This window comes from Kitasatospora sp. DSM 101779 (assembly GCF_025655475.1).
Lineage (GTDB): Bacteria > Actinomycetota > Actinomycetes > Streptomycetales > Streptomycetaceae > Kitasatospora.
This window is the reverse complement of sequence record NZ_JAHTIK010000001.1, coordinates 3,028,470-3,045,888: the sequence shown is the minus strand read 5'-3', so window position 1 is coordinate 3,045,888 and position 17,419 is coordinate 3,028,470. Positions and strand designations below refer to the sequence as shown.

General features: G+C 72.5%; 17 protein-coding genes and 5 tRNA genes. 16 read left to right on the top strand and 6 right to left on the bottom strand.

Translation table 11 applies throughout. The features are described from left to right. The coding region (locus tag KSNIM_RS13935; RefSeq protein ID WP_411543709.1) for a nitrate- and nitrite sensing domain-containing protein at positions 1 to 2,226 on the bottom strand (2,226 nt) is incomplete at its 3' end. A gap of 786 nt (positions 2,227 to 3,012) precedes the next feature. On the opposite strand from KSNIM_RS13935, the gene KSNIM_RS13930 reads away from it, so the two are divergent. The 8 genes from KSNIM_RS13930 to KSNIM_RS13895 all read left to right on the top strand — a co-directional run bounded on the left by KSNIM_RS13930 (position 3,013) and on the right by KSNIM_RS13895 (position 6,344). After that, positions 3,013 to 3,234: a hypothetical protein gene (locus KSNIM_RS13930; protein ID WP_263103539.1), complete on the top strand. Its 222-nt coding sequence runs from the start codon at positions 3,013 to 3,015 to the stop codon at positions 3,232 to 3,234. 183 nt (positions 3,235 to 3,417) lie between these two features. Then, complete coding sequence (locus KSNIM_RS13925; RefSeq protein ID WP_263103538.1) at positions 3,418 to 4,218, top strand: fumarylacetoacetate hydrolase family protein; 801 nt, start codon at positions 3,418 to 3,420, stop codon at positions 4,216 to 4,218. Beyond that, positions 4,211 to 5,716, top strand: coding sequence for a glutamate--tRNA ligase (gltX, locus tag KSNIM_RS13920; RefSeq protein ID WP_263103537.1), 1,506 nt, complete (start codon positions 4,211 to 4,213; stop codon positions 5,714 to 5,716). Before KSNIM_RS13925 ends, gltX begins: the two co-directional genes overlap by 8 nt. A 176-nt stretch (positions 5,717 to 5,892) precedes the next feature. After that, positions 5,893 to 5,964 (top strand) — tRNA-Gln (locus KSNIM_RS13915). 21 nt (positions 5,965 to 5,985) lie between these two features. Continuing rightward, positions 5,986 to 6,058 (top strand) — tRNA-Glu (locus KSNIM_RS13910). 37 nt (positions 6,059 to 6,095) lie between these two features. Beyond that, positions 6,096 to 6,168 (top strand) — tRNA-Glu (locus KSNIM_RS13905). A gap of 24 nt (positions 6,169 to 6,192) precedes the next feature. Continuing rightward, positions 6,193 to 6,265: transfer RNA gene (locus KSNIM_RS13900), tRNA-Glu, on the top strand. A gap of 4 nt (positions 6,266 to 6,269) precedes the next feature. Next, positions 6,270 to 6,344 (top strand) — tRNA-Gln (locus KSNIM_RS13895). 151 nt (positions 6,345 to 6,495) lie between these two features. On the opposite strand, the gene ndgR is transcribed toward KSNIM_RS13895, so the two are convergent. Beyond that, positions 6,496 to 7,209, bottom strand: a complete 714-nt coding sequence (ndgR, locus tag KSNIM_RS13890) for an IclR family transcriptional regulator NdgR (RefSeq protein ID WP_030275730.1) — start codon at positions 7,207 to 7,209, stop codon at positions 6,496 to 6,498. A gap of 237 nt (positions 7,210 to 7,446) precedes the next feature. Between ndgR and leuC the strand changes: the two genes are divergently transcribed. From leuC to KSNIM_RS13870, 4 genes are all read left to right on the top strand, one after another. Next, the gene (gene leuC, locus KSNIM_RS13885) at positions 7,447 to 8,868 is read left to right on the top strand and encodes a 3-isopropylmalate dehydratase large subunit (protein WP_263103536.1); all 1,422 of its coding nucleotides are present in this window, start codon (positions 7,447 to 7,449) and stop codon (positions 8,866 to 8,868) included. Positions 8,869 to 8,871: 3 nt separating this feature from the next. Beyond that, complete coding sequence (leuD, locus tag KSNIM_RS13880; protein ID WP_263103535.1) at positions 8,872 to 9,468, top strand: 3-isopropylmalate dehydratase small subunit; 597 nt, start codon at positions 8,872 to 8,874, stop codon at positions 9,466 to 9,468. A gap of 374 nt (positions 9,469 to 9,842) precedes the next feature. Then, positions 9,843 to 10,031: a hypothetical protein gene (locus KSNIM_RS13875; protein ID WP_078661527.1), complete on the top strand. Its 189-nt coding sequence runs from the start codon at positions 9,843 to 9,845 to the stop codon at positions 10,029 to 10,031. A gap of 133 nt (positions 10,032 to 10,164) precedes the next feature. Then, on the top strand, positions 10,165 to 10,866 hold the full coding sequence (locus KSNIM_RS13870) for an HU family DNA-binding protein (RefSeq protein ID WP_263103534.1): 702 nt from the start codon (positions 10,165 to 10,167) through the stop codon (positions 10,864 to 10,866). A 160-nt stretch (positions 10,867 to 11,026) separates the two neighbouring features. Here KSNIM_RS13870 and KSNIM_RS13865 read toward each other — a convergent pair whose 3' ends face one another. Next, the gene (locus KSNIM_RS13865) at positions 11,027 to 11,251 is read right to left on the bottom strand and encodes a hypothetical protein (protein ID WP_263103533.1); all 225 of its coding nucleotides are present in this window, start codon (positions 11,249 to 11,251) and stop codon (positions 11,027 to 11,029) included. 21 nt (positions 11,252 to 11,272) lie between these two features. Next, on the bottom strand, positions 11,273 to 11,950 hold the full coding sequence (cofC, locus tag KSNIM_RS13860) for a 2-phospho-L-lactate guanylyltransferase (RefSeq protein WP_263103532.1): 678 nt from the start codon (positions 11,948 to 11,950) through the stop codon (positions 11,273 to 11,275). Positions 11,951 to 12,238: 288 nt separating this feature from the next. Here cofC and KSNIM_RS13855 point away from each other — a divergent pair, with 288 nt between their 5' ends. From KSNIM_RS13855 to KSNIM_RS13845, 3 genes are read left to right on the top strand one after another with little or no spacing between them, the layout of a single operon-like run. Next, positions 12,239 to 13,069 (top strand): lysophospholipid acyltransferase family protein, encoded by an 831-nt coding sequence (locus tag KSNIM_RS13855; protein WP_411543708.1) that lies wholly within the window; start codon positions 12,239 to 12,241, stop codon positions 13,067 to 13,069. Then, positions 13,066 to 14,067, top strand: a complete 1,002-nt coding sequence (locus tag KSNIM_RS13850; RefSeq protein WP_263103530.1) for an NAD(P)H-dependent glycerol-3-phosphate dehydrogenase — start codon at positions 13,066 to 13,068, stop codon at positions 14,065 to 14,067. Before KSNIM_RS13855 ends, KSNIM_RS13850 begins: the two co-directional genes overlap by 4 nt. 39 nt (positions 14,068 to 14,106) lie before the next feature. Then, positions 14,107 to 15,252 (top strand): D-alanine--D-alanine ligase family protein, encoded by a 1,146-nt coding sequence (locus tag KSNIM_RS13845; protein ID WP_263103529.1) that lies wholly within the window; start codon positions 14,107 to 14,109, stop codon positions 15,250 to 15,252. Between the two features lie 124 nt (positions 15,253 to 15,376). On the opposite strand, the gene KSNIM_RS13840 is transcribed toward KSNIM_RS13845, so the two are convergent. Both KSNIM_RS13840 and KSNIM_RS13835 read right to left on the bottom strand, forming a co-directional pair. Further along, a complete protein-coding gene (locus tag KSNIM_RS13840; protein ID WP_263103528.1) occupies positions 15,377 to 15,880 on the bottom strand; it encodes a DUF3515 domain-containing protein in 504 nt (167 codons plus the stop codon). A 19-nt stretch (positions 15,881 to 15,899) separates the two neighbouring features. Beyond that, on the bottom strand, positions 15,900 to 16,133 hold the full coding sequence (locus KSNIM_RS13835) for an Lrp/AsnC family transcriptional regulator (RefSeq protein ID WP_263103527.1): 234 nt from the start codon (positions 16,131 to 16,133) through the stop codon (positions 15,900 to 15,902). Positions 16,134 to 16,293: 160 nt separating this feature from the next. On the opposite strand from KSNIM_RS13835, the gene KSNIM_RS13830 reads away from it, so the two are divergent. Further along, complete coding sequence (locus KSNIM_RS13830) at positions 16,294 to 17,262, top strand: thiamine-phosphate kinase (RefSeq protein WP_263103526.1); 969 nt, start codon at positions 16,294 to 16,296, stop codon at positions 17,260 to 17,262. Positions 17,263 to 17,419 lie beyond the last annotated feature (157 nt).

The window sequence follows — 17,419 nt, the reverse complement described above, 5'->3', positions numbered from 1 at the left end:
CGGCATGCTGCCGGGCTGGCCGCCGGGGCCGCCCTGCACGCCCGGGGCACCGGAGGCGCCCGGAACCCGCCGCGGCTGGCCCTGCAGGCCCTGCTGGCCCTGCTGGTTGGGGTGGCCCTGCGGGGCCTGCTGGCCCGGCTGGTTCGGCGAGGAGTTCTCGCGCAGCGCCTGGCCGGCGTCACGGGTCGGCAGGCCGCCGGCGGGACGGCCGCCCTGGGGCTGCTGCTGCGGGACACCGCCCTGCGGGCCCTGGCCGAGCTGCGGACGGGCGGGCGCACCGGCCGGTGCCTGGTTGAGCGCGGCGGCTGCGCGGCCCGCGAGGGCCTCCGCCGCGGTGCCGCGGCCCTGCTGGCGCGGGGTCGGGGTGAGACCGCGGCCCTTGCCGGCGGCGGCACCGCCGGCCGGGCGCTGGCCCGGGCGGCCGGCGGCGTTGGTGACGTCGACCGGCAGCATGACGAGTGCGGTGGTGCCGCCGGAGTCGCTGGGGCGCAGCTGGATGCGGATGCCGTGTCGCAGGGACAGGCGGCCGACCACGAAGAGGCCCATGCGGCGGGAGACGGAGACGTCGACGGTGGGCGGGCTCGCGAGGCGCTCGTTGATGTCCGCGAGGTCGTCCGGGCTCAGGCCGATGCCGGTGTCGTGGATCTCGACCAGCACGCGGCCGTCGGGCAGCGCGTGGCCGGTGACCCGGACGCGGGTCTGCGGGCTGGAGAACGAGGTCGCGTTCTCCAGCAGCTCGGCGAGGAGGTGGACGAGGTCGTTGACGACGCGGCCGGCGACCTCGGTCGACGGCACCGCGGCGAGTTCGATGCGCTCGTACTGCTCCACCTCGGAGGCGGCGGCGCGGAGCACGTCGACCAGCGGGACGGGGCGGGTCCAGCGGCGGCCCGGGTCCTCACCCGCGAGGACGAGCAGGTTCTCACCGTTGCGGCGCATACGGGTCGCGAGGTGGTCCAGCTTGAAGAGGCTGGCCAGCTGGTCCGGGTCGGCCTCGCGGCTCTCCAGCTCGGAGATGAGCGACAGCTGGCGCTGGATGAGGCCCTGGCTGCGGCGCGAGAGGTTGGTGAACATCGCGTTGATGTTGCCTCGCAGAAGGGCCTGCTCGGCGGCGAGGCGGACGGCCTCGCGGTGCACCATGTCGAACGCGGAGGCCACGTGGCCGATCTCGTCCGCGGAGTCGACGCCGACGGGCTCGACGGTGACGTCGACGTCGTGCGGGTCGCTCTCGGAGAGGGTCTTGACCAGCTCGGGCAGACGGCGCTCGGCGACGTCCTCGGCCGCGGTCTGCAGACGGGTCAGCGAGCGCACCATCGAGCGGGCCACGATGGCCGCACCGGCGATGGCGACGATGAGGACGAGGGCGATCAGCGCGGCGTTGACCAGCGCCTGGGTGTCGGCGTCCGACTGCAGCTTCTGGGCCTTGCCGTCGAGGTCCTCGAGCAGCTGGGTCTCGATGCGCTGCTCGGCGTTGATCTTGACGCTGGCGGCGTCGTACCAGTCCGTGTAGGTGCGCGGGTCGGTCTGCCGGATGCCGTTGGTGTTCAGCACCTGCTGGGTGTACCGGTCGGTGTCCGCGATGGTCTGGTTGAAGCTCAGGCTGGAGCGCTTCTTGCGGGCCTCCTCGTCACCGTAGATGGCGGTGAAGTTGGCGAGCGCGGACTCCTCGGAGACCTGGAGCCGGATACCGAAGGTCTCGTCCGAGGGGGAGAGGTCGGCCTTGCCGGGGCGGGCCAGCGCGGCGGAGATCAGCGCGCGCTGCATGGAGGCGTTCTCCTTGGACAGCGCGAACTGGCTGAGCGCCCGGGTGATCTTGATCAGCTCGGTCGAGTTCGACGCGATCGCGATCTCCTCGGTGATGCCGATGAGACCCTTGATGATCACGTCGTAGTTCAGGACGGTGGCCTGAATGTTGTCGATGTTTGTGTACGCGGAGCCACGTGCCTCCGACAGCTGGTTGAGGTCCTTGCGGACCTGCAGCAGCAGTGCCTTTCCACCGGCGAGGTCGAGCTCGTCGAACTTGTCGGCACTGGTGGCGAAGGCCTTGCTCAGCTGGTCGGTGTTCTTCTGGGCGTCCATGACGTCCGGGTCCTGCCGCTCGCCGGGCTTGGCGGTCAGCGGGCCGGCGCTGATGTCGCGCTCGGTCTCCAGGGCGTCGGCCAGCGCGGTCGCCCGGCGGGCGAGGTCCGCGAGGTCGGTCATCTGCGCCAGCTGGCGGGAGTTCTCCATAGAGGTCTGCACACGCAGACCACCGAGGACGAGCGCGACCATCACGGGGAGCAGCAGCAGCGCGATCAGGCGCGTGCGGATGCGCCAGTTGCGCAGCGCGAACCTGTTCAGGCCGGTGGCCCGGCGGTAGTTGAGCGTACTGCGGAGCCGCGAACGGCCCGACTTGCCGTCGGCCGTGTCGTGGCCGTCCGTGACCGTGTCGTCGGCCGGCTCGGCGGTACCGCCGGCCTGGCCTGCTGTCGGCGCTGCCTGGTGGGGGCCGGCCGGCTCGCGCGACTCCGGGTCACCCGCGGCGCCGCTGCCCCTCTTGAAACGTCCCTGCACTGGCGTCGCAACCTCTGGACCGGGCGCCCCTCCCCGCTGGCGCGGAGGGGGACGGTGTCGAGTTTTTCCGTGGCATTCCAGCACAGCGCGAGAAGTCCAACAAGGGCCGTTATGACTCGGTGTCCTGAGCTACCGACCGCGCGCAGGCTCTCACGGTCCGTGCGGTTACGCGCTGGTAATACGGCTCTTTTCGGACACGCAGCACCCTTCGGCCGACCGGGTGCAGCCCGGACATGTGCAACCAATGTCCGAAATGGGAGCTATGTCGGAATTCTCGAACCGTCCCGAATGCCCCGAAAGCCGAAATGGATCACGGAATTGTGACCAAAGTCACAGGTTAATGTGTAGCTTTGGTCACGGCTCCTGTGACAGGAGATCCTTACCCTTGGCGGGGCCGCGGAGAGCCTTCCCAGGCCCGCGCCCGTCCAAAAGTCCTCCTCGCGAAACCAAGGTGCCCCGCCCATGTCCCAGCCGACGAAGGCTCCGAAGTCCACGCTCACCGTCCGGGCCACCGCCAACCCGCGCCGGACGACCCTGGCCTCCGTCGAGGACTTCGCCCAGCTCCCCGGCGCGCTCGCCTCCCAGCAGCCGCGCGAGTACGCCGTCGAGCTGCCCGACAGCACCGCCAACCCGCGCCGCACCCAGCTGATGGTGGCGCCCGCGCCGCGTCTGCCGCTGGACTGAGCACGGCCGTCCGGGCGCACCCGCCCGGTGGAGGGGCGCCGACCGCAGCGGTCGGCGCCCCTCCGTGCTTCGGGGGGTGTCCGGGCGCCCGTGCGCCCCCGTGGCCGCGCGCCCCCGGGCCGGCGGCACCCCGCGCGATAGCCTGGGAATGATCGAGCAGGTCCCCTATCGAGAGGCTGCAGGGTGCGCATCGCCAGGTTTTCCGTCCGGGAAGGGAGTCCTGCCGCCGGCAGCGTCTCCTTCGGCGTCGTCGAGGGCGATGCGGCCCAACCCGATTCCCTGGTGGTCCACGCGCTGGCCGGCCACCCGTTCGGGCCGCCGCAGCTAACCGGCGAGAGCTTCCGGATGCAGGACGTCCGGCTGCTGGCGCCGATGCTGCCCAACAAGATCGTCGCGGTCGGCCGCAACTACGCGGCGCACGCCGCGGAGCTCGGCAACGAGGTGCCGGACGTCCCGCTGACCTTCTTCAAGCCGTCCACCGCGGTCGTCGGCCCGACCGAGTCCATCGCCTACCCGCCGTTCTCCTCGGACGTGCAGCACGAGGCGGAGCTCGCCGTGGTGATCGGCCGGATGTGCCGCGAGGTGCCGCTGGAGCGCGTCCCCGAGGTGATCCTCGGCTACACCTGCGCCAACGACGTCACCGCGCGCGACGTCCAGCAGCGCGAGGGCCAGTGGGCCCGGGCCAAGGGCTTCGACACCTCCTGCCCGCTCGGCCCGTGGATCGAGACCGAGCTGGACCCGTCCGACCTGGCGATCACCTGCACCGTCAACGGCGAGCTGCGGCAGACCGGCCGGACCTCCCTGATGGTGCGTTCGATCCCCGAACTGATCGCGCACATCTCCGAGGCGATGACGCTCCTGCCGGGCGACGTCGTCCTGACCGGCACCCCCGCGGGCGTTGGCCCCCTCAGCATCGGCGACGAGGTCGCCGTCTCCGTCGAAGGCATCGGCACTCTCGCCAACAAGGTGATCAAGCGTGGCTGACTCTCCCGCGGGCTCCGACATCCGGGTCCGCTTCTGCCCGTCCCCGACCGGCAACCCGCACGTCGGGCTGGTCCGCACCGCCCTGTTCAACTGGGCCTTCGCCCGCCACCACGGCGGCACCCTGGTGTTCCGGATCGAGGACACCGACGCGGCCCGCGACTCCGAGGACTCGTACAACCAGCTGCTCGACGCCATGCGCTGGCTCGGTTTCGACTGGGACGAGGGCCCGGAGGTCGGCGGCCCGCACGCGCCCTACCGGCAGTCCCAGCGGATGGACGTCTACGCCGACGTCGCCCGCCGCCTGCACGAGGCCGGCCACGCCTACCACTGCTACTGCTCCACCGAGGAGCTGGACGCCCGCCGCGAGGCCGCCCGCGCCGCCGGCAGGCCGTCCGGCTACGACGGCCACTGCCGCGAGCTGAGCGAGGACCAGGTCGCCGTCTACAGGCTGGAGGGCCGCTCGCCGATCCTGCGCTTCCGGATGCCCGACACCGCGCTCTCCTTCGACGACCTCGTCCGCGGCCCGGTCACCTTCGACCCGAAGGACGTGCCGGACTACGGCATCGTGCGGGCGAACGGCGCGCCGCTGTACACCCTGGTCAACCCGGTCGACGACGCGCTGATGGGGATCACCCACGTGCTGCGCGGCGAGGACCTGCTCTCCTCCACGCCCCGTCAGATCGCGCTGTACGCGGCGCTCGCCGACATCGGCGTGGGCGCCGGCACCACCCCGCGCTTCGGCCACCTGCCGTACGTGATGGGCGAGGGCAACAAGAAGCTCTCCAAGCGCGACCCGCAGGCCTCGCTCAACCTGTACCGGGAGCGCGGGTTCCTGCCCGAGGGCCTGCTCAACTACCTCGCGCTGCTGGGCTGGTCGCTCTCCGAGGACCGGGACCGCTTCTCCATGGCCGAGATGGTCGCGGCCTTCGACATCGCCAAGGTCAACGCCAACCCGGCCCGCTTCGACCTCAAGAAGTGCGAGGCGATCAACGCCGAGCACCTGCGCGCCCTCGACCCGGAGGACTTCGTCCGCCGGCTGGTGCCGTACCTGCAGGCCGCGGGCCTCCTGCCGGCGGAGCCCACCGCGCACCAGCTGGACCTGCTGGCCGCGGTCGCCCCGCTCACCCAGGAACGGATGGTCGTGCTGAGCGAGATCGTCCCGATGGCCGGCTTCCTGTTCGTCGACCCGGCCGACTTCGCCGTCGACCCGGACGACGCCGCCAAGGCGCTCGGCGCGGACGCCCGGCCGGTGCTGGAGGCCTCGGTGAAGGCGCTGGAGGAGCTGGCCGACTTCACCCCGGACGCGATCCAGGCCGCCCTGCGCGAGGCCCTGGTGGACGGCCTCGGGATCAAGCCGAAGTTCGCCTTCACGCCGCTTCGGGTGGCGGTGACCGGGCGCCGGGTCTCCCCGCCGCTGTTCGAGTCGATGGAGCTGCTGGGCCGGGCCGAGACGCTGCGCCGGTTGACGGCCGCCCTGGAGGCCGCGCCGGCCTCGTGAGGCCGGCCTCCGCGCCTGCGGCCCCGGTGCGCTGACCAGGGCCGCAGGCGTCCGGCGCCCTGCCTGCGGTTATCGATTTTGGAGCCGGGCCTGGCGTCGGGTAATGTTCTTTCTGCGCCGCCCGGGCAGGGAGGCGCGAGACACCGAGCGAAGGCCCCGCAGGGGTTGAACTCTGGTGGGGTATGGTGTAATTGGCAGCACGACTGATTCTGGTTCAGTTAGTCTAGGTTCGAGTCCTGGTACCCCAGCGCAGTACAGCAGTAGTGCAAGCCCCCGTTGTGTAGCGGCCTAGCACGCCGCCCTCTCAAGGCGGTAGCGCCGGTTCGAATCCGGTCGGGGGTACGCAGTTTCTTCGGAAAATTGCAGAGTGAATGAGTATGCCCCCGTTGTGTAGCGGCCTAGCACGCTGCCCTCTCAAGGCAGTAGCGCCGGTTCGAATCCGGTCGGGGGTACTCAGCGCCACCTCGGTGGTGCGGGCCCCCGTTGTGTAGCGGCCTAGCACGCCGCCCTCTCAAGGCGGTAGCGCCGGTTCGAATCCGGTCGGGGGTACTTTTGGGGTATGGTGTAATTGGCAGCACGAGTGATTCTGGTTCATTTAGTCTAGGTTCGAGTCCTGGTACCCCAGCCAACAAGCTCCGGGTGACCGGGGCTTTTTTGTTTTCCGGATCCGGGCCTTTCGTGAACAGGTCCGAACGGGCCGGAATTCCCGCGCGCAATCCGAAGGGCCCGCCCCCTGTTCCGGGGCGGGCCCTTCGGTCGTTCTCCGGCGTCCGTGGCCGTCAGCCGCGGCGGAGCGCCTCGGTGAGGCGGTTGGCGGCCTCGATGATGGCCTGGGCGTGCAGCCGGCCCGGGTGGCGGGTGAGGCGCTCGATCGGGCCGGACACCGAGACGGCGGCCACCACGCGGTTGGAGGGGCCGCGGACGGGCGCGGAGACGGACGCCACGCCCGGCTCGCGCTCGCCGATCGACTGGGCCCAGCCGCGGCGCCGCACGCCGCTGAGCGCCGTCGCGGTGAAGCGGGCGCCCTGCAGGCCGCGGTGGAGGCGCTCGGGTTCCTCCCAGGCCAGCAGGACCTGGGCGGCCGACCCGGCCTTCATCGGCAGGGTGGAGCCGACCGGGACGGTGTCCCGCAGGCCCGAGAGCCGCTCGGCGGCGGCGACGCAGATGCGCATCTCGCCCTGGCGGCGGTAGAGCTGGGCGCTCTCGCCGGTGACGTCGCGCAGGTGCGTGAGCACCGGCCCGGCGGTGGCGAGCAGGCGGTCCTCGCCCGCGGCGGCGGAGAGCTCGGCGAGTCGGGGGCCGAGGATGAACCGGCCCTGCATGTCCCTGGTGACCAGGCGGTGGTGTTCGAGTGCGACGGCAAGTCGGTGGGCCGTGGGCCGCGCCAGACCGGTGGCGGCGACCAGCCCCGCCAACGTGGCGGGGCCCGACTCCAGTGCGCTCAGCACCAGAGCGGCCTTGTCGAGAACGCCGACGCCGCTAGTGTTGTCCATGTCTCGATACTGCAGTCTCAGTGGGCGAGACGCAAGTTCAATCTTCCGAGAAAAGCGCCACTCTTGATGCAGCAGCCCGGGAGACACCCAGGATGGACCTTCACCCAAGCGTCCACATCCTGGACAGACGATCCGGCGTGCAGGTCGCGACTCCGCAGCGAGCCTCACCAGGGCGGCACCGGAAGAGACCTCGACGACACGAGAAGGCCGGCAATGCGGCCGGCTGGAGGGAAAGCGATGGGACGGACACTCGCAGAGAAGGTCTGGGACGACCACGTCGTCCGGCGCGCCGAGGGCGAGCCCGACCTCCTCTTCATCGACCTGCACCTGCTGCACGAGGTCACCAGCCCCCAGGCCTTCGACGGCCTCCGGCTGGCCGGCCGCAAGGTCCGCCGTACCGATCTGACGATCGCCACCGAGGACCACAACACCCCCACGCTCGACATCGACAAGCCGATCGCCGACCCGGTCTCCAAGGTCCAGCTGGAGACGCTGCGCAAGAACGCCGCCGAGTTCGGCGTGCGCATCCACTCGCTGGGCGACGTCGAGCAGGGCGTCGTGCACGTCGTCGGCCCGCAGCTGGGCCTGACCCAGCCCGGCACCACCGTGGTCTGCGGCGACTCCCACACCTCCACCCACGGCGCCTTCGGCGCGCTGGCGTTCGGCATCGGCACCAGCCAGGTCGAGCACGTGCTCGCCACCCAGACCCTGCCGCTGGCCCCGTTCAGGACCATGGCCATCACCGTCGAGGGCGAGCTGCCCGAGGGCGTCACCGCCAAGGACCTGATCCTGGCCATCATCGCCAAGATCGGCACCGGCGGCGGCCAGGGCTACGTCCTGGAGTACCGCGGCTCCGCCATCCGCAGCCTCTCGATGGAGGCCCGGATGACCATCTGCAACATGTCCATCGAGGCGGGCGCCCGGGCCGGCATGATCGCCCCCGACGACACCACCTTCGAGTACCTCAAGGGCCGCCCGCACGCCCCCGAGGGCGAGGACTGGGACGCCGCCGTCGCCTACTGGCGCACGCTGACCACCGACGAGGACGCCGTCTTCGACGCCGAGGTCTTCATCGACGCCAACTCGCTGACCCCGTTCGTCACCTGGGGCACCAACCCGGGCCAGGGCGCCCCGCTCGGCGCCAACGTCCCGAACCCCGAGGACTTCGAGGACCCGCAGGAGCGGATCGCCGCCGAGAACGCCCTGAAGTACATGGGCCTGGAGGCCGGCACCCCGCTGCGCGAGGTCTCCGTCGACGCCGTCTTCGTCGGCTCCTGCACCAACGGCCGGATCGAGGACCTGCGCGCCGCCGCCGACATCCTCGACGGCCGCCAGGTCGCGGAGGGCGTGCGGATGCTGGTCGTCCCCGGTTCCGTCCGGGTCGCCCTGCAGGCCGTCGAGGAGGGCCTGGACAAGGTCTTCACCGCGGCCGGCGCCGAGTGGCGCCACGCGGGCTGCTCGATGTGCCTCGGCATGAACCCGGACCAGCTGGCCCCGGGAGAGCGCTGCGCCTCGACCTCGAACCGCAACTTCGAGGGCCGCCAGGGCAAGGGCGGCCGCACCCACCTGGTCTCCCCGCAGGTCGCCGCCGCGACCGCGGTGCTGGGCCGCCTCGCTTCGCCCTCCGACCTGTCCGACCGCGTTTCCGTGGAGGCCTGAGCCATGGAGAAGTTCACCACCCACACCGGCCGGGCCGTCCCGCTGCGCCGCAGCAACGTGGACACCGACCAGATCATCCCGGCGCACTGGCTGAAGAAGGTCACCCGCTCCGGCTTCGAGGACGGCCTCTTCGAGGCCTGGCGCAAGGACGAGGACTTCGTCCTCAACCGCCCCGAGCGGCAGGGCGCCAGCGTCCTGGTGGCCGGCCCCGAGTTCGGCACCGGCTCGTCCCGCGAGCACGCCGTCTGGGCGCTGCAGAACTACGGCTTCCAGGCCGTCATCTCCTCGCGCTTCGCCGACATCTTCCGCGGCAACTCGCTGAAGAACGGCCTGCTGACCGTCGTCCTGCCGCAGGAGACCGTCGAGCGCCTCTGGGAGCTGGTCGAGGCCGACCCGGCCGCCGAGATCACCGTCGACCTGGAGGCCCGCGAGGTCCGCGCCGAGGGCGTGACGGCCTCCTTCGAGCTCGACGACAACGTCCGCTGGCGCCTGCTGAACGGCCTGGACGACATCAGCATCACGCTGCAGAACGAGGGCGACATCGCCGCTTTCGAGGCGACCCGCCCCTCGTTCAAGCCGCGCACCCTGCCGGTCGCCTGACCGGCGGCAGTTCCCCGCGTACGCCGGATGGCCCGCCTCCCCTCGGGGGGGCGGGCCATCCGGCGTTCGGCCGCCCGAGTGCTTCGCCGCGGCTCTCCGGGCCGACCGGAGTTCGAGTCCGAGTTCGGGTCTGACACCCACTCGGAACGCCAGCGGGCATTTGCCCAAGAGCCCCCTTGCGCAGGGCACATCACAACAGATGGCACAATCGTTGCATGCACCGGCACGACGAACCTCCGTACGCGGGCGGCGATCCCGCGCACCCGGAGGTGAACGGCGGTGCAGCCGGCGGTCGAATTGACGGCCGGACGGACGACCAGACCTCACCTGCTGAGGAACCGGACGACCCGGAAGCCGAGGCGCTCTACGCGCTTGTGGCCGAGCGGTTGAAGCAAGCCCACGCTCGCGTATCTGCGCTGAACGTGTCAGCGGAAGCAAAGACCGCTCTCACCCGTCAACTGCTGATCGTCACGGAGACCGCCAAGCGTGATCTCCCGGGGGCGGCCCGGCGGTTGAGTCGCTTTGTGCAGGACCTCGACGCGGGGCGCCCGCCGCTCGGCTGAGGTCGCGAACGCGCAAATCCATTGCGACACTAGGGTGATTCACGCGTTTGGTAATTGAAAGTCCGCAGATACATACCTAACGTGCGAAATGAACGGATGGATTCATCCGGCGCCCGTTTCCGAAGGGGAAGACGTGAACAAGGCTCAGCTTGTCGAAGCGGTGGCCGAGCAGCTGGGCGGTCGCAAGGCTGCCGCAGAGGCCGTCGACGCAGTGCTCGACACCATGGTGCGTGCCGTCGTGGCCGGTGACCGGGTCTCGGTCACCGGCTTCGGCACCTTCGAGAAGGTGGAGCGCTCCGCGCGCTTCGCCCGCAACCCGCAGACCGGTGAGCGGGTCAAGGTCAAGAAGACCTCCGTCCCGCGCTTCCGCCCGGGCCAGGGCTTCAAGGACCTCGTCAGCGGCTCCAAGAAGCTGCCGAAGGAAGGCCCCTCGGTCAAGAAGGCCCCCAAGGGCTCGCTCACCCCGGGCAAGAGCGGCGCCACCGCGGCCGCGACCAAGCGCGCCGCCACCAAGCGCGTCGCGGCCGCCGCCGGCACCGCGGCCGCGGCCACCAAGAAGACGGCCGCGAAGAAGACCACCACCACGACCCGCACCACCGCGGCGGCGAAGAAGACCACCGCGACGGCCAAGAAGGCGGCCCCCGCCAAGACCACCGCGGCGGCGAAGAAGACCACCGCGACGGCCAAGAAGGCGGCCCCCGCCAAGACCACGGCCGCGGCGGCCAAGAAGACCACCGCCACCGCCAAGAAGACCACCGCGACGGCCAAGAAGACCGCCCCGGCGAAGAAGACCACGACGCGCAAGACCACCGCGCGCAAGACCGCCGCCAAGTAGGCTCTGTCGGCCCTTCGGGCGACGGCCGGTCAGAGCACGGCGAGAGCTGCGGCGGCCCGCGGATCCGGGATTCCGGAGGCGGGCCGGCGCAGCTCTTTCGTGTCCTTCGGGTTCGGCGGTGCCGTCCCGGACCGGCCGGGCGGCGGCGCGCCGGAGGGGCTCAGCCCTCGGCGCCCGGGTCGGGGAAGGTCTGCAGGGTCACGAAGACCACCCGGCGCTCGGCGCCCTCGCCCTCGGTGCGGATCCGCACCCGCTGGCCGGGCCGCAGCAGCCGCAGGCCCCCGGCGTCGAAGGCCGCCGCGTCGAAGGGCACCGGCGTGCCGTCGTCGAGCAGGACGGAGCCCGCCCGGGTGCCGGGGTCGAAGGTGAACGCGGTGGCCTGCATGGCCGACAGCATAGCGAGCGGTCACACCAGGGCGGCCGCCGCGGCGGCCGTCAGCGGCCCCACACCGAGGGCCAGCGCCTCGCGCAGGTCCTCCCCGGTGTCCACGTCCCGCCGCACCGAGGCCACGTCGGCCAACTCCAGTTCGCACGCACCGCCGAGGGCGTGCCGCCGCCGCGACCCGTCGCCGAAGGCGGGCCGCAGCTCGGCGGCGGACGGTGCGGCGAGCAGCGTGGTGCCCAGGCCGGGGGCGTCCGCCAGGAAGGCCCGGCCGCCGGGCGGCACCGCGGCCAGCACACGGGCGAGTTCGGCGGGCCGCAGCGCCGGCAGGTCGGCGGAGAGCGCCGCCACCGGAGCGTGCGGTGCGAGCACCGCGGCGCGCGCGGCCCCGTGCTCCAGGGCGGCGTTGAGGCCGCCGCCGGGCTCGTCCGGCACCACCAGCACGCCGAGGCGAGCGAGTTGCTCCGCGGCCGCGGCGTCCCGGGTCACCGCCAGCACCCGGGCGACCGCCGGGCAGGCCAGCGCGGCCCGCGCGGTGTCCAGGGCGAAGGCCAGCGCCAGCCGCGGGCGGTGCGGTCCGGCGAACGGCTCCAGCCGGCTCTTGGCCACCGCGGGGGGCTTCACCGGCAGCACCAGCGACCACAGCGCCGGAGCCGGTGGCAGCGGCGGACGGCCGGCGGGGCGTACGGTGTCCTCGGTCATCGGCGCCATTGTGGCGTCGGGTCCCGGGCCCGGGCCAGGCGGCCGCGATTCGCGTGCGTTTGGTCACTCGCCCGGGGCCTGCCCAGGGCGGCTGCTCGACAGCCGGTCCGCCCGCGGGTGAGACTGGTCGGCGCCCCGGGCCCTCCCGGCCGTCCCGGCCGGTGGAGAGCAGCAGGTCACACCCCGTCGAAGCGCGGCAGCGAACGGCGTACGGGGGCCGGCGCCGGGGCCCCGACCGGGCACACCGGGCGGCGATCGAGGACCGCGGCACCCCACGTGCCGCACCGGATGAGGAGGAGCTGGGTGGCCCGCCGCTCGTACGCCAGTTTCGGCAACGCCGACTACGGGATCTGGTACCGCTTCGCGGCGGTCCTCGTGAAGCCGGTGACCAATGCGCTGGCGAAGACCGAATGGAGCGGCTGGGAGAACCTGCCGAAGGAGGGCGGCTTCATCGCGGCCGTGAACCACAATTCGGTGATCGACCCGGTGTTCTACGCCCACTGGCAGTACAACAGCGGCCGCCCGCCGCGGATACTCGGCAAGTCCCAGCTGTTCTCGGTGCCGTTCATCGGCTTCATGCTGCGCAAGACCGGCCAGATCCCGGTGTTCCGCGAGTCCACCGACGCCGCCGAGGCGTTCCGCGCCGCCATCGACGCCATCAACGGCGGCCAGTGCGTGCAGTTCTACCCCGAGGGCACGCTGACCCGCGACCCCGACCTCTGGCCGATGACCGGCAAGAGCGGCGCCGCCCGCGTCGCGCTGATGACCGGTGCGCCGGTCATCCCGGTCGCCCACTGGGGCGCCCACGAGATCATCCCGCCGTACGGCCGCGGCGGTAAGGGCAAGTACCACCTCTTCCCGCGGCACAAGGTGACGGTCGCGGCCGGCCCGCCGGTCGACCTGAGCAAGTACCAGGGGCAGGAGCTCACCGCCCAGGTGCTCAGGGACGCCACCGAGGACATCATGGCGGCCATCACCGCCGTCCTGGAGGGCATCCGCGGCGAGAAGGCCCCCGCCGAGCGCTACGACATGCGCAAGGCCGCCCGCGAGCGGGCCGCCGCCGCGGCCGCCAAGCGCGACCGCGCCCGCGAGGGCGCCGCCGAGGAGCGTGCCGAGTGACCCGCTGCGCCGTGTTCGGGACCGGATCCTGGGGCACCGCCTTCGCGATGGTGCTCGCCGACGCCGGCTGCGAGGTCGTGCTCTGGGGGCGCCGCAAGGAGCTCGTCGACGCGATCGACCGTACCCACGAGAACCCGGACTACCTGCCGGGCATCGAACTGCCCGCCCGCGTGCGGGCCACCACCGACGCCGCCGAGGCACTGGCCGGCGCCGACTTCGCGGTGCTCGCGGTGCCCTCGCAGACGCTGCGCGCCAACCTGGCGGCCTGGGCGCCGCTGATCGAGCCGCAGACCGTCCTGGTCAGCCTGATGAAGGGCATCGAACTCGGCACCGCCGAGCGGATGAGCGAGGTGATCCAGGAGGTCGCCGGCGTCGGCCCGGAGCGCGTCGCGGTCGTCTCCGGTCCCAACCTCGCCATGGAGATCGCCCGCCGGCAGCCGGCCGCCAGTGTGGTCGCCTGCACCGACGAGGCGGTCGCCCAGCGCTTCCAGAAGGCCTGCCACACCCCGTACTTCCGGCCTTACACCAACACCGACGTGGTGGGCTGCGAGCTCGGCGGCGCGGTCAAGAACGTCATCGGCCTGGCCGTCGGCATGGCGGCCGGCATGGGCCTCGGCGACAACACCAAGGCCACCCTGATCACCCGCGGCCTGGCCGAGACCACCCGGCTCGGCCTCGCGCTCGGCGCGGACGCACACACCTTCGCCGGCCTCGCCGGCATGGGCGACCTGGTCGCCACCTGCTCCTCGCCGCTGTCGCGCAACAACACCTTCGGCATGAATCTCGGCCGGGGCATGACCCTGGAGGAGACCGTGGCCGCCACCAAGCAGACCGCGGAGGGTGTGAAGTCCTGCGAGTCGGTGCTCGACCTGGCCCGGCGCAACGGGGTCGACATGCCGATCGTGGAGGCCGTGGTGGACGTCGTCCACAACGGGCGCCCCACCCAGGAGGTGCTCGCCGGTCTGATGGCGCGCTCGGCGAAGCCGGAGCGACGGTGACCGGAACCGCGGGTTTCGCACGGTAGTCTCACGTCCGATATGAGCATCGAACAGACCTCCCCGAACCAGCCCGGCGGCAAGCCCCGGGTCGCGATCGTCTTCGGTGGCCGCAGCTCCGAGCACGGCATCTCGGTCGTCACGGCCGCGAGCGTGCTGCGCGCGATCGACCGGAGCAAGTACGAGGTGCTGCCCATCGGCATCACCCACGAGGGCCGCTGGGCGCTCGTCGGCGACGAGCCGTCCCGGATGGCCATCACCGACGGCAAGCTGCCCGACGTGGACCAGGTCGCCGAGTCCGCCGAGGGCCAGGTCTCCCTGCCGGCCGCCCCGGGCAACCGCGAGGTCGTCCTGAGCGAGCCCGGCAGCACCCCCAAGGTGCTCGGCGAGGTCGACGTCGTCCTGCCGCTGCTGCACGGCCCCTGGGGCGAGGACGGCACGCTGCAGGGCATGCTGGAGCTCTCCGGGGTGCCGTACGTCGGCTCCGGCGTGCTCGCCAGCGCGGCCGGCATGGACAAGGAGTTCACCAAGCGGATCCTCGCCTCGCACGGCATCGGCGTCGGCGACTGGACGGTCGTCCGCCCGCGCGAGTGGGAGACCGAGGAGGGCCGGGCCGCCGCCCGCGAGCGGATCGCCGCGCTCGGTCTGCCGCTGTTCGTGAAGCCCTGCCGGGCCGGCTCGTCCATGGGCATCAGCAAGGTCAAGGACCTCGCCGACCTGGACGCGGCGATCGAGGAGGCCCGCAGCCACGATCCCAAGGTCATCGTGGAGAAGGGCGTCGAGGGCCGCGAGATCGAGTGCGCCGTCCTGGAGTTCGAGGACGGCCCGCGCGCCAGCCTGCCCGCCGAGGTCCTGGTCGGCGGCGACTTCGAGTTCTACGACTTCGAGGCCAAGTACATCGACTCCTCCGAGGTCGAGATCCCGGCGAGGCTCACCGCCGAGGAGACCGCCGAGATCCGCCGCCAGGCCGTGGCCGCCTTCGAGGCGCTCGGCTGCGAGGGCCTCGCCCGGGTCGACTTCTTCCTGCTGAACGACGGCCGGTGGATGGTCAACGAGATCAACACCATGCCCGGCTTCACCCCGATCTCCGCCTACCCGAAGATGTGGGAGGCCACCGGGATGCCCTACCCGGAGCTGATCGACCGTCTGCTGCAGGCGGCGCTGCGCCGCTCCACCGGCCTGCGGTAGCCGCCGGGGCGGCCCCGGGGCGACCACTCAGGGGCGTGTGGGGGGCACCCCCCAGCCTTCGGGCGGGGAGGTGCCCCCCACGCGCCCCGTGGTGCTGCCCTCCCTGGCCCCTTTAATGCCGTTCTCAGAGGCCCTCGGGGACCGCCGTCTTCACGGCGTCGGAGATCGCCGGGATCGGGTCGGCGTAGTTCGGGTACGCGCCCTCGGGCACCAGCACCTCGACGTACGCCTTGCGCAGCGTGGTGACGAAGCGGTACCCGCCGTTGCCGTCCTTGGAGAAGCCCCACTGCACCCCGTTGACCTCGGGGGAGTTCTTCAGCGGCTCGTCGTCCAGGTACCCGGGGCGGTCGATGCCGCAGCGCAGCACCGTCCGCGGCGAGCTCGCCCAGGCGGCGGTGTACGGCGAGGCGGGCGACGGATCGCGGCGGGCGTGGCCCTGGACGGACCCCGGCAGCGCCCGGTCGAGCGCCGCGCAGTACTGCGCGACGGCGGCCGACGGCACCGGCGGTGCGACCTCCTCGCCGCCGCCGTTGCCGACGAGCAGCAGCACGCAGCCCAGCAGCGCCGCGGGCGGGGCGAGCCAGCGGACGGGGGCGGGGAGCGACGCGAACGGACGGGAGGATGCCACCCGCCGATGGTATCCGCGCCTACAGGCGCACCACCGGACAGGTCAGCGTGCGCGTGATGCCCTCGATCTGCTGCACCTGGGCGACCACCAGGCGGCCGAGGTCGTCGATGGATTCGGCCTCGGCGCGCACGATCACGTCGTACGGGCCGGTGACGTCCTCGGCCTGGACGACGCCTTGGATCTTGCCGATGGACTCGGCGACCGCGGTGGCCTTGCCCACTTCGGTCTGGATCAGGATGTACGCCTGTACCACGGGGGACCTCCAGGCGGCTGGGGGGTGGGCTGGCCGTCAGTCTGATCACCACGCTACCGCGCCCCTCCCCGGGGAGGGGAGACTTTCTGCAGGGCTCGAGGGCGTACGCTGCGCGCGGGGGCGCGCGACCACCGCGCCGGTTGAGTTGAGAGGACGGCAGATGCAGGGGACCGTGGGCGAACTCGGCGAGTTCGGACTCATCAGGGAGCTCACCGCCCGGCTCACGCCGACACCGGCCGTCGACCTCGGCCCCGGCGACGACGCGGCCGTGGTGAAGGCCCCGGACGGCCGGGTGGTGGCCACCACCGACGTGCTGATCGAGGGCCGGCACTTCCGCCGGGACTGGTCCACCGCCTACGACGTGGGCCGCAAGTCCGCGGCGCAGAACCTCGCGGACGTGGCCGCGATGGGCGCCGTGCCGACGGCGATCCTGCTCGGCTTCGTCGCCCCGGCCGACCTGCCCGCGACCTGGGCCACCGAGCTGATGGACGGGCTGCGCGACGAGTGCAAGGTGGCCGGGGCCGCCGTCGTCGGCGGCGACGTGGTGCGCGGCGACGCCGTCACCCTCGCCATCACCGCCCTCGGCGACCTGCAGGGCCGCCGCCCGGTGCTGCGCTCCGGCGCCCAGGTGGGCGACGTGGTCGCCGTCACCGGCTGGCTGGGCTGGTCGGCGGCCGGGCTGACGGTCCTCCAGCGGGGCTTCCGCTCGCCGCGGGCCTTCGTCGAGGCGCACCGCCGCCCCGAGCCGCCGTACCACGCCGGCCCGGCCGCCGCGGACCTCGGCGCCACGTCGATGGTCGACGTCAGCGACGGCCTGGTGGCCGACCTCGGCCACGTCGCCGCGGCCAGCGGGGTGGACATCGACCTGCGCGCCGCCGACTTCGACGTCCCCGCGCAGATGGCCGACATCGGGCAGGCGGTCGGCGTGGACCCGCTGCTGTGGGTGCTGTCCGGCGGCGAGGACCACGCCATCGTGGCGACCTTCCCCAAGAGCGTGCAGCTGCCCGCCCGGTGGCGGGTGGTCGGCGAGGTCGTGCGCACCGCCCGGCCCGGCCGCGGCGGCCGGGTCACCGTCGACGGGGCGCCGTGGGAACGGGTCGGCGGCTGGGACCACTTCGCCGCCGAGTGACCCCGAACGGGTGAGCCGGGGCCGGGCGCGGTGGGGCCGCCGGGACGGTGGCAGCGCGTAGTCTTGCCGTGGTGCCGGGGCGGCCGACCCGTCCGGCCCGGCCGCCCGGTGCCGACCGGCCCGGACCGTTGACGACTCGGGGCCGCCCCGCCCCAGG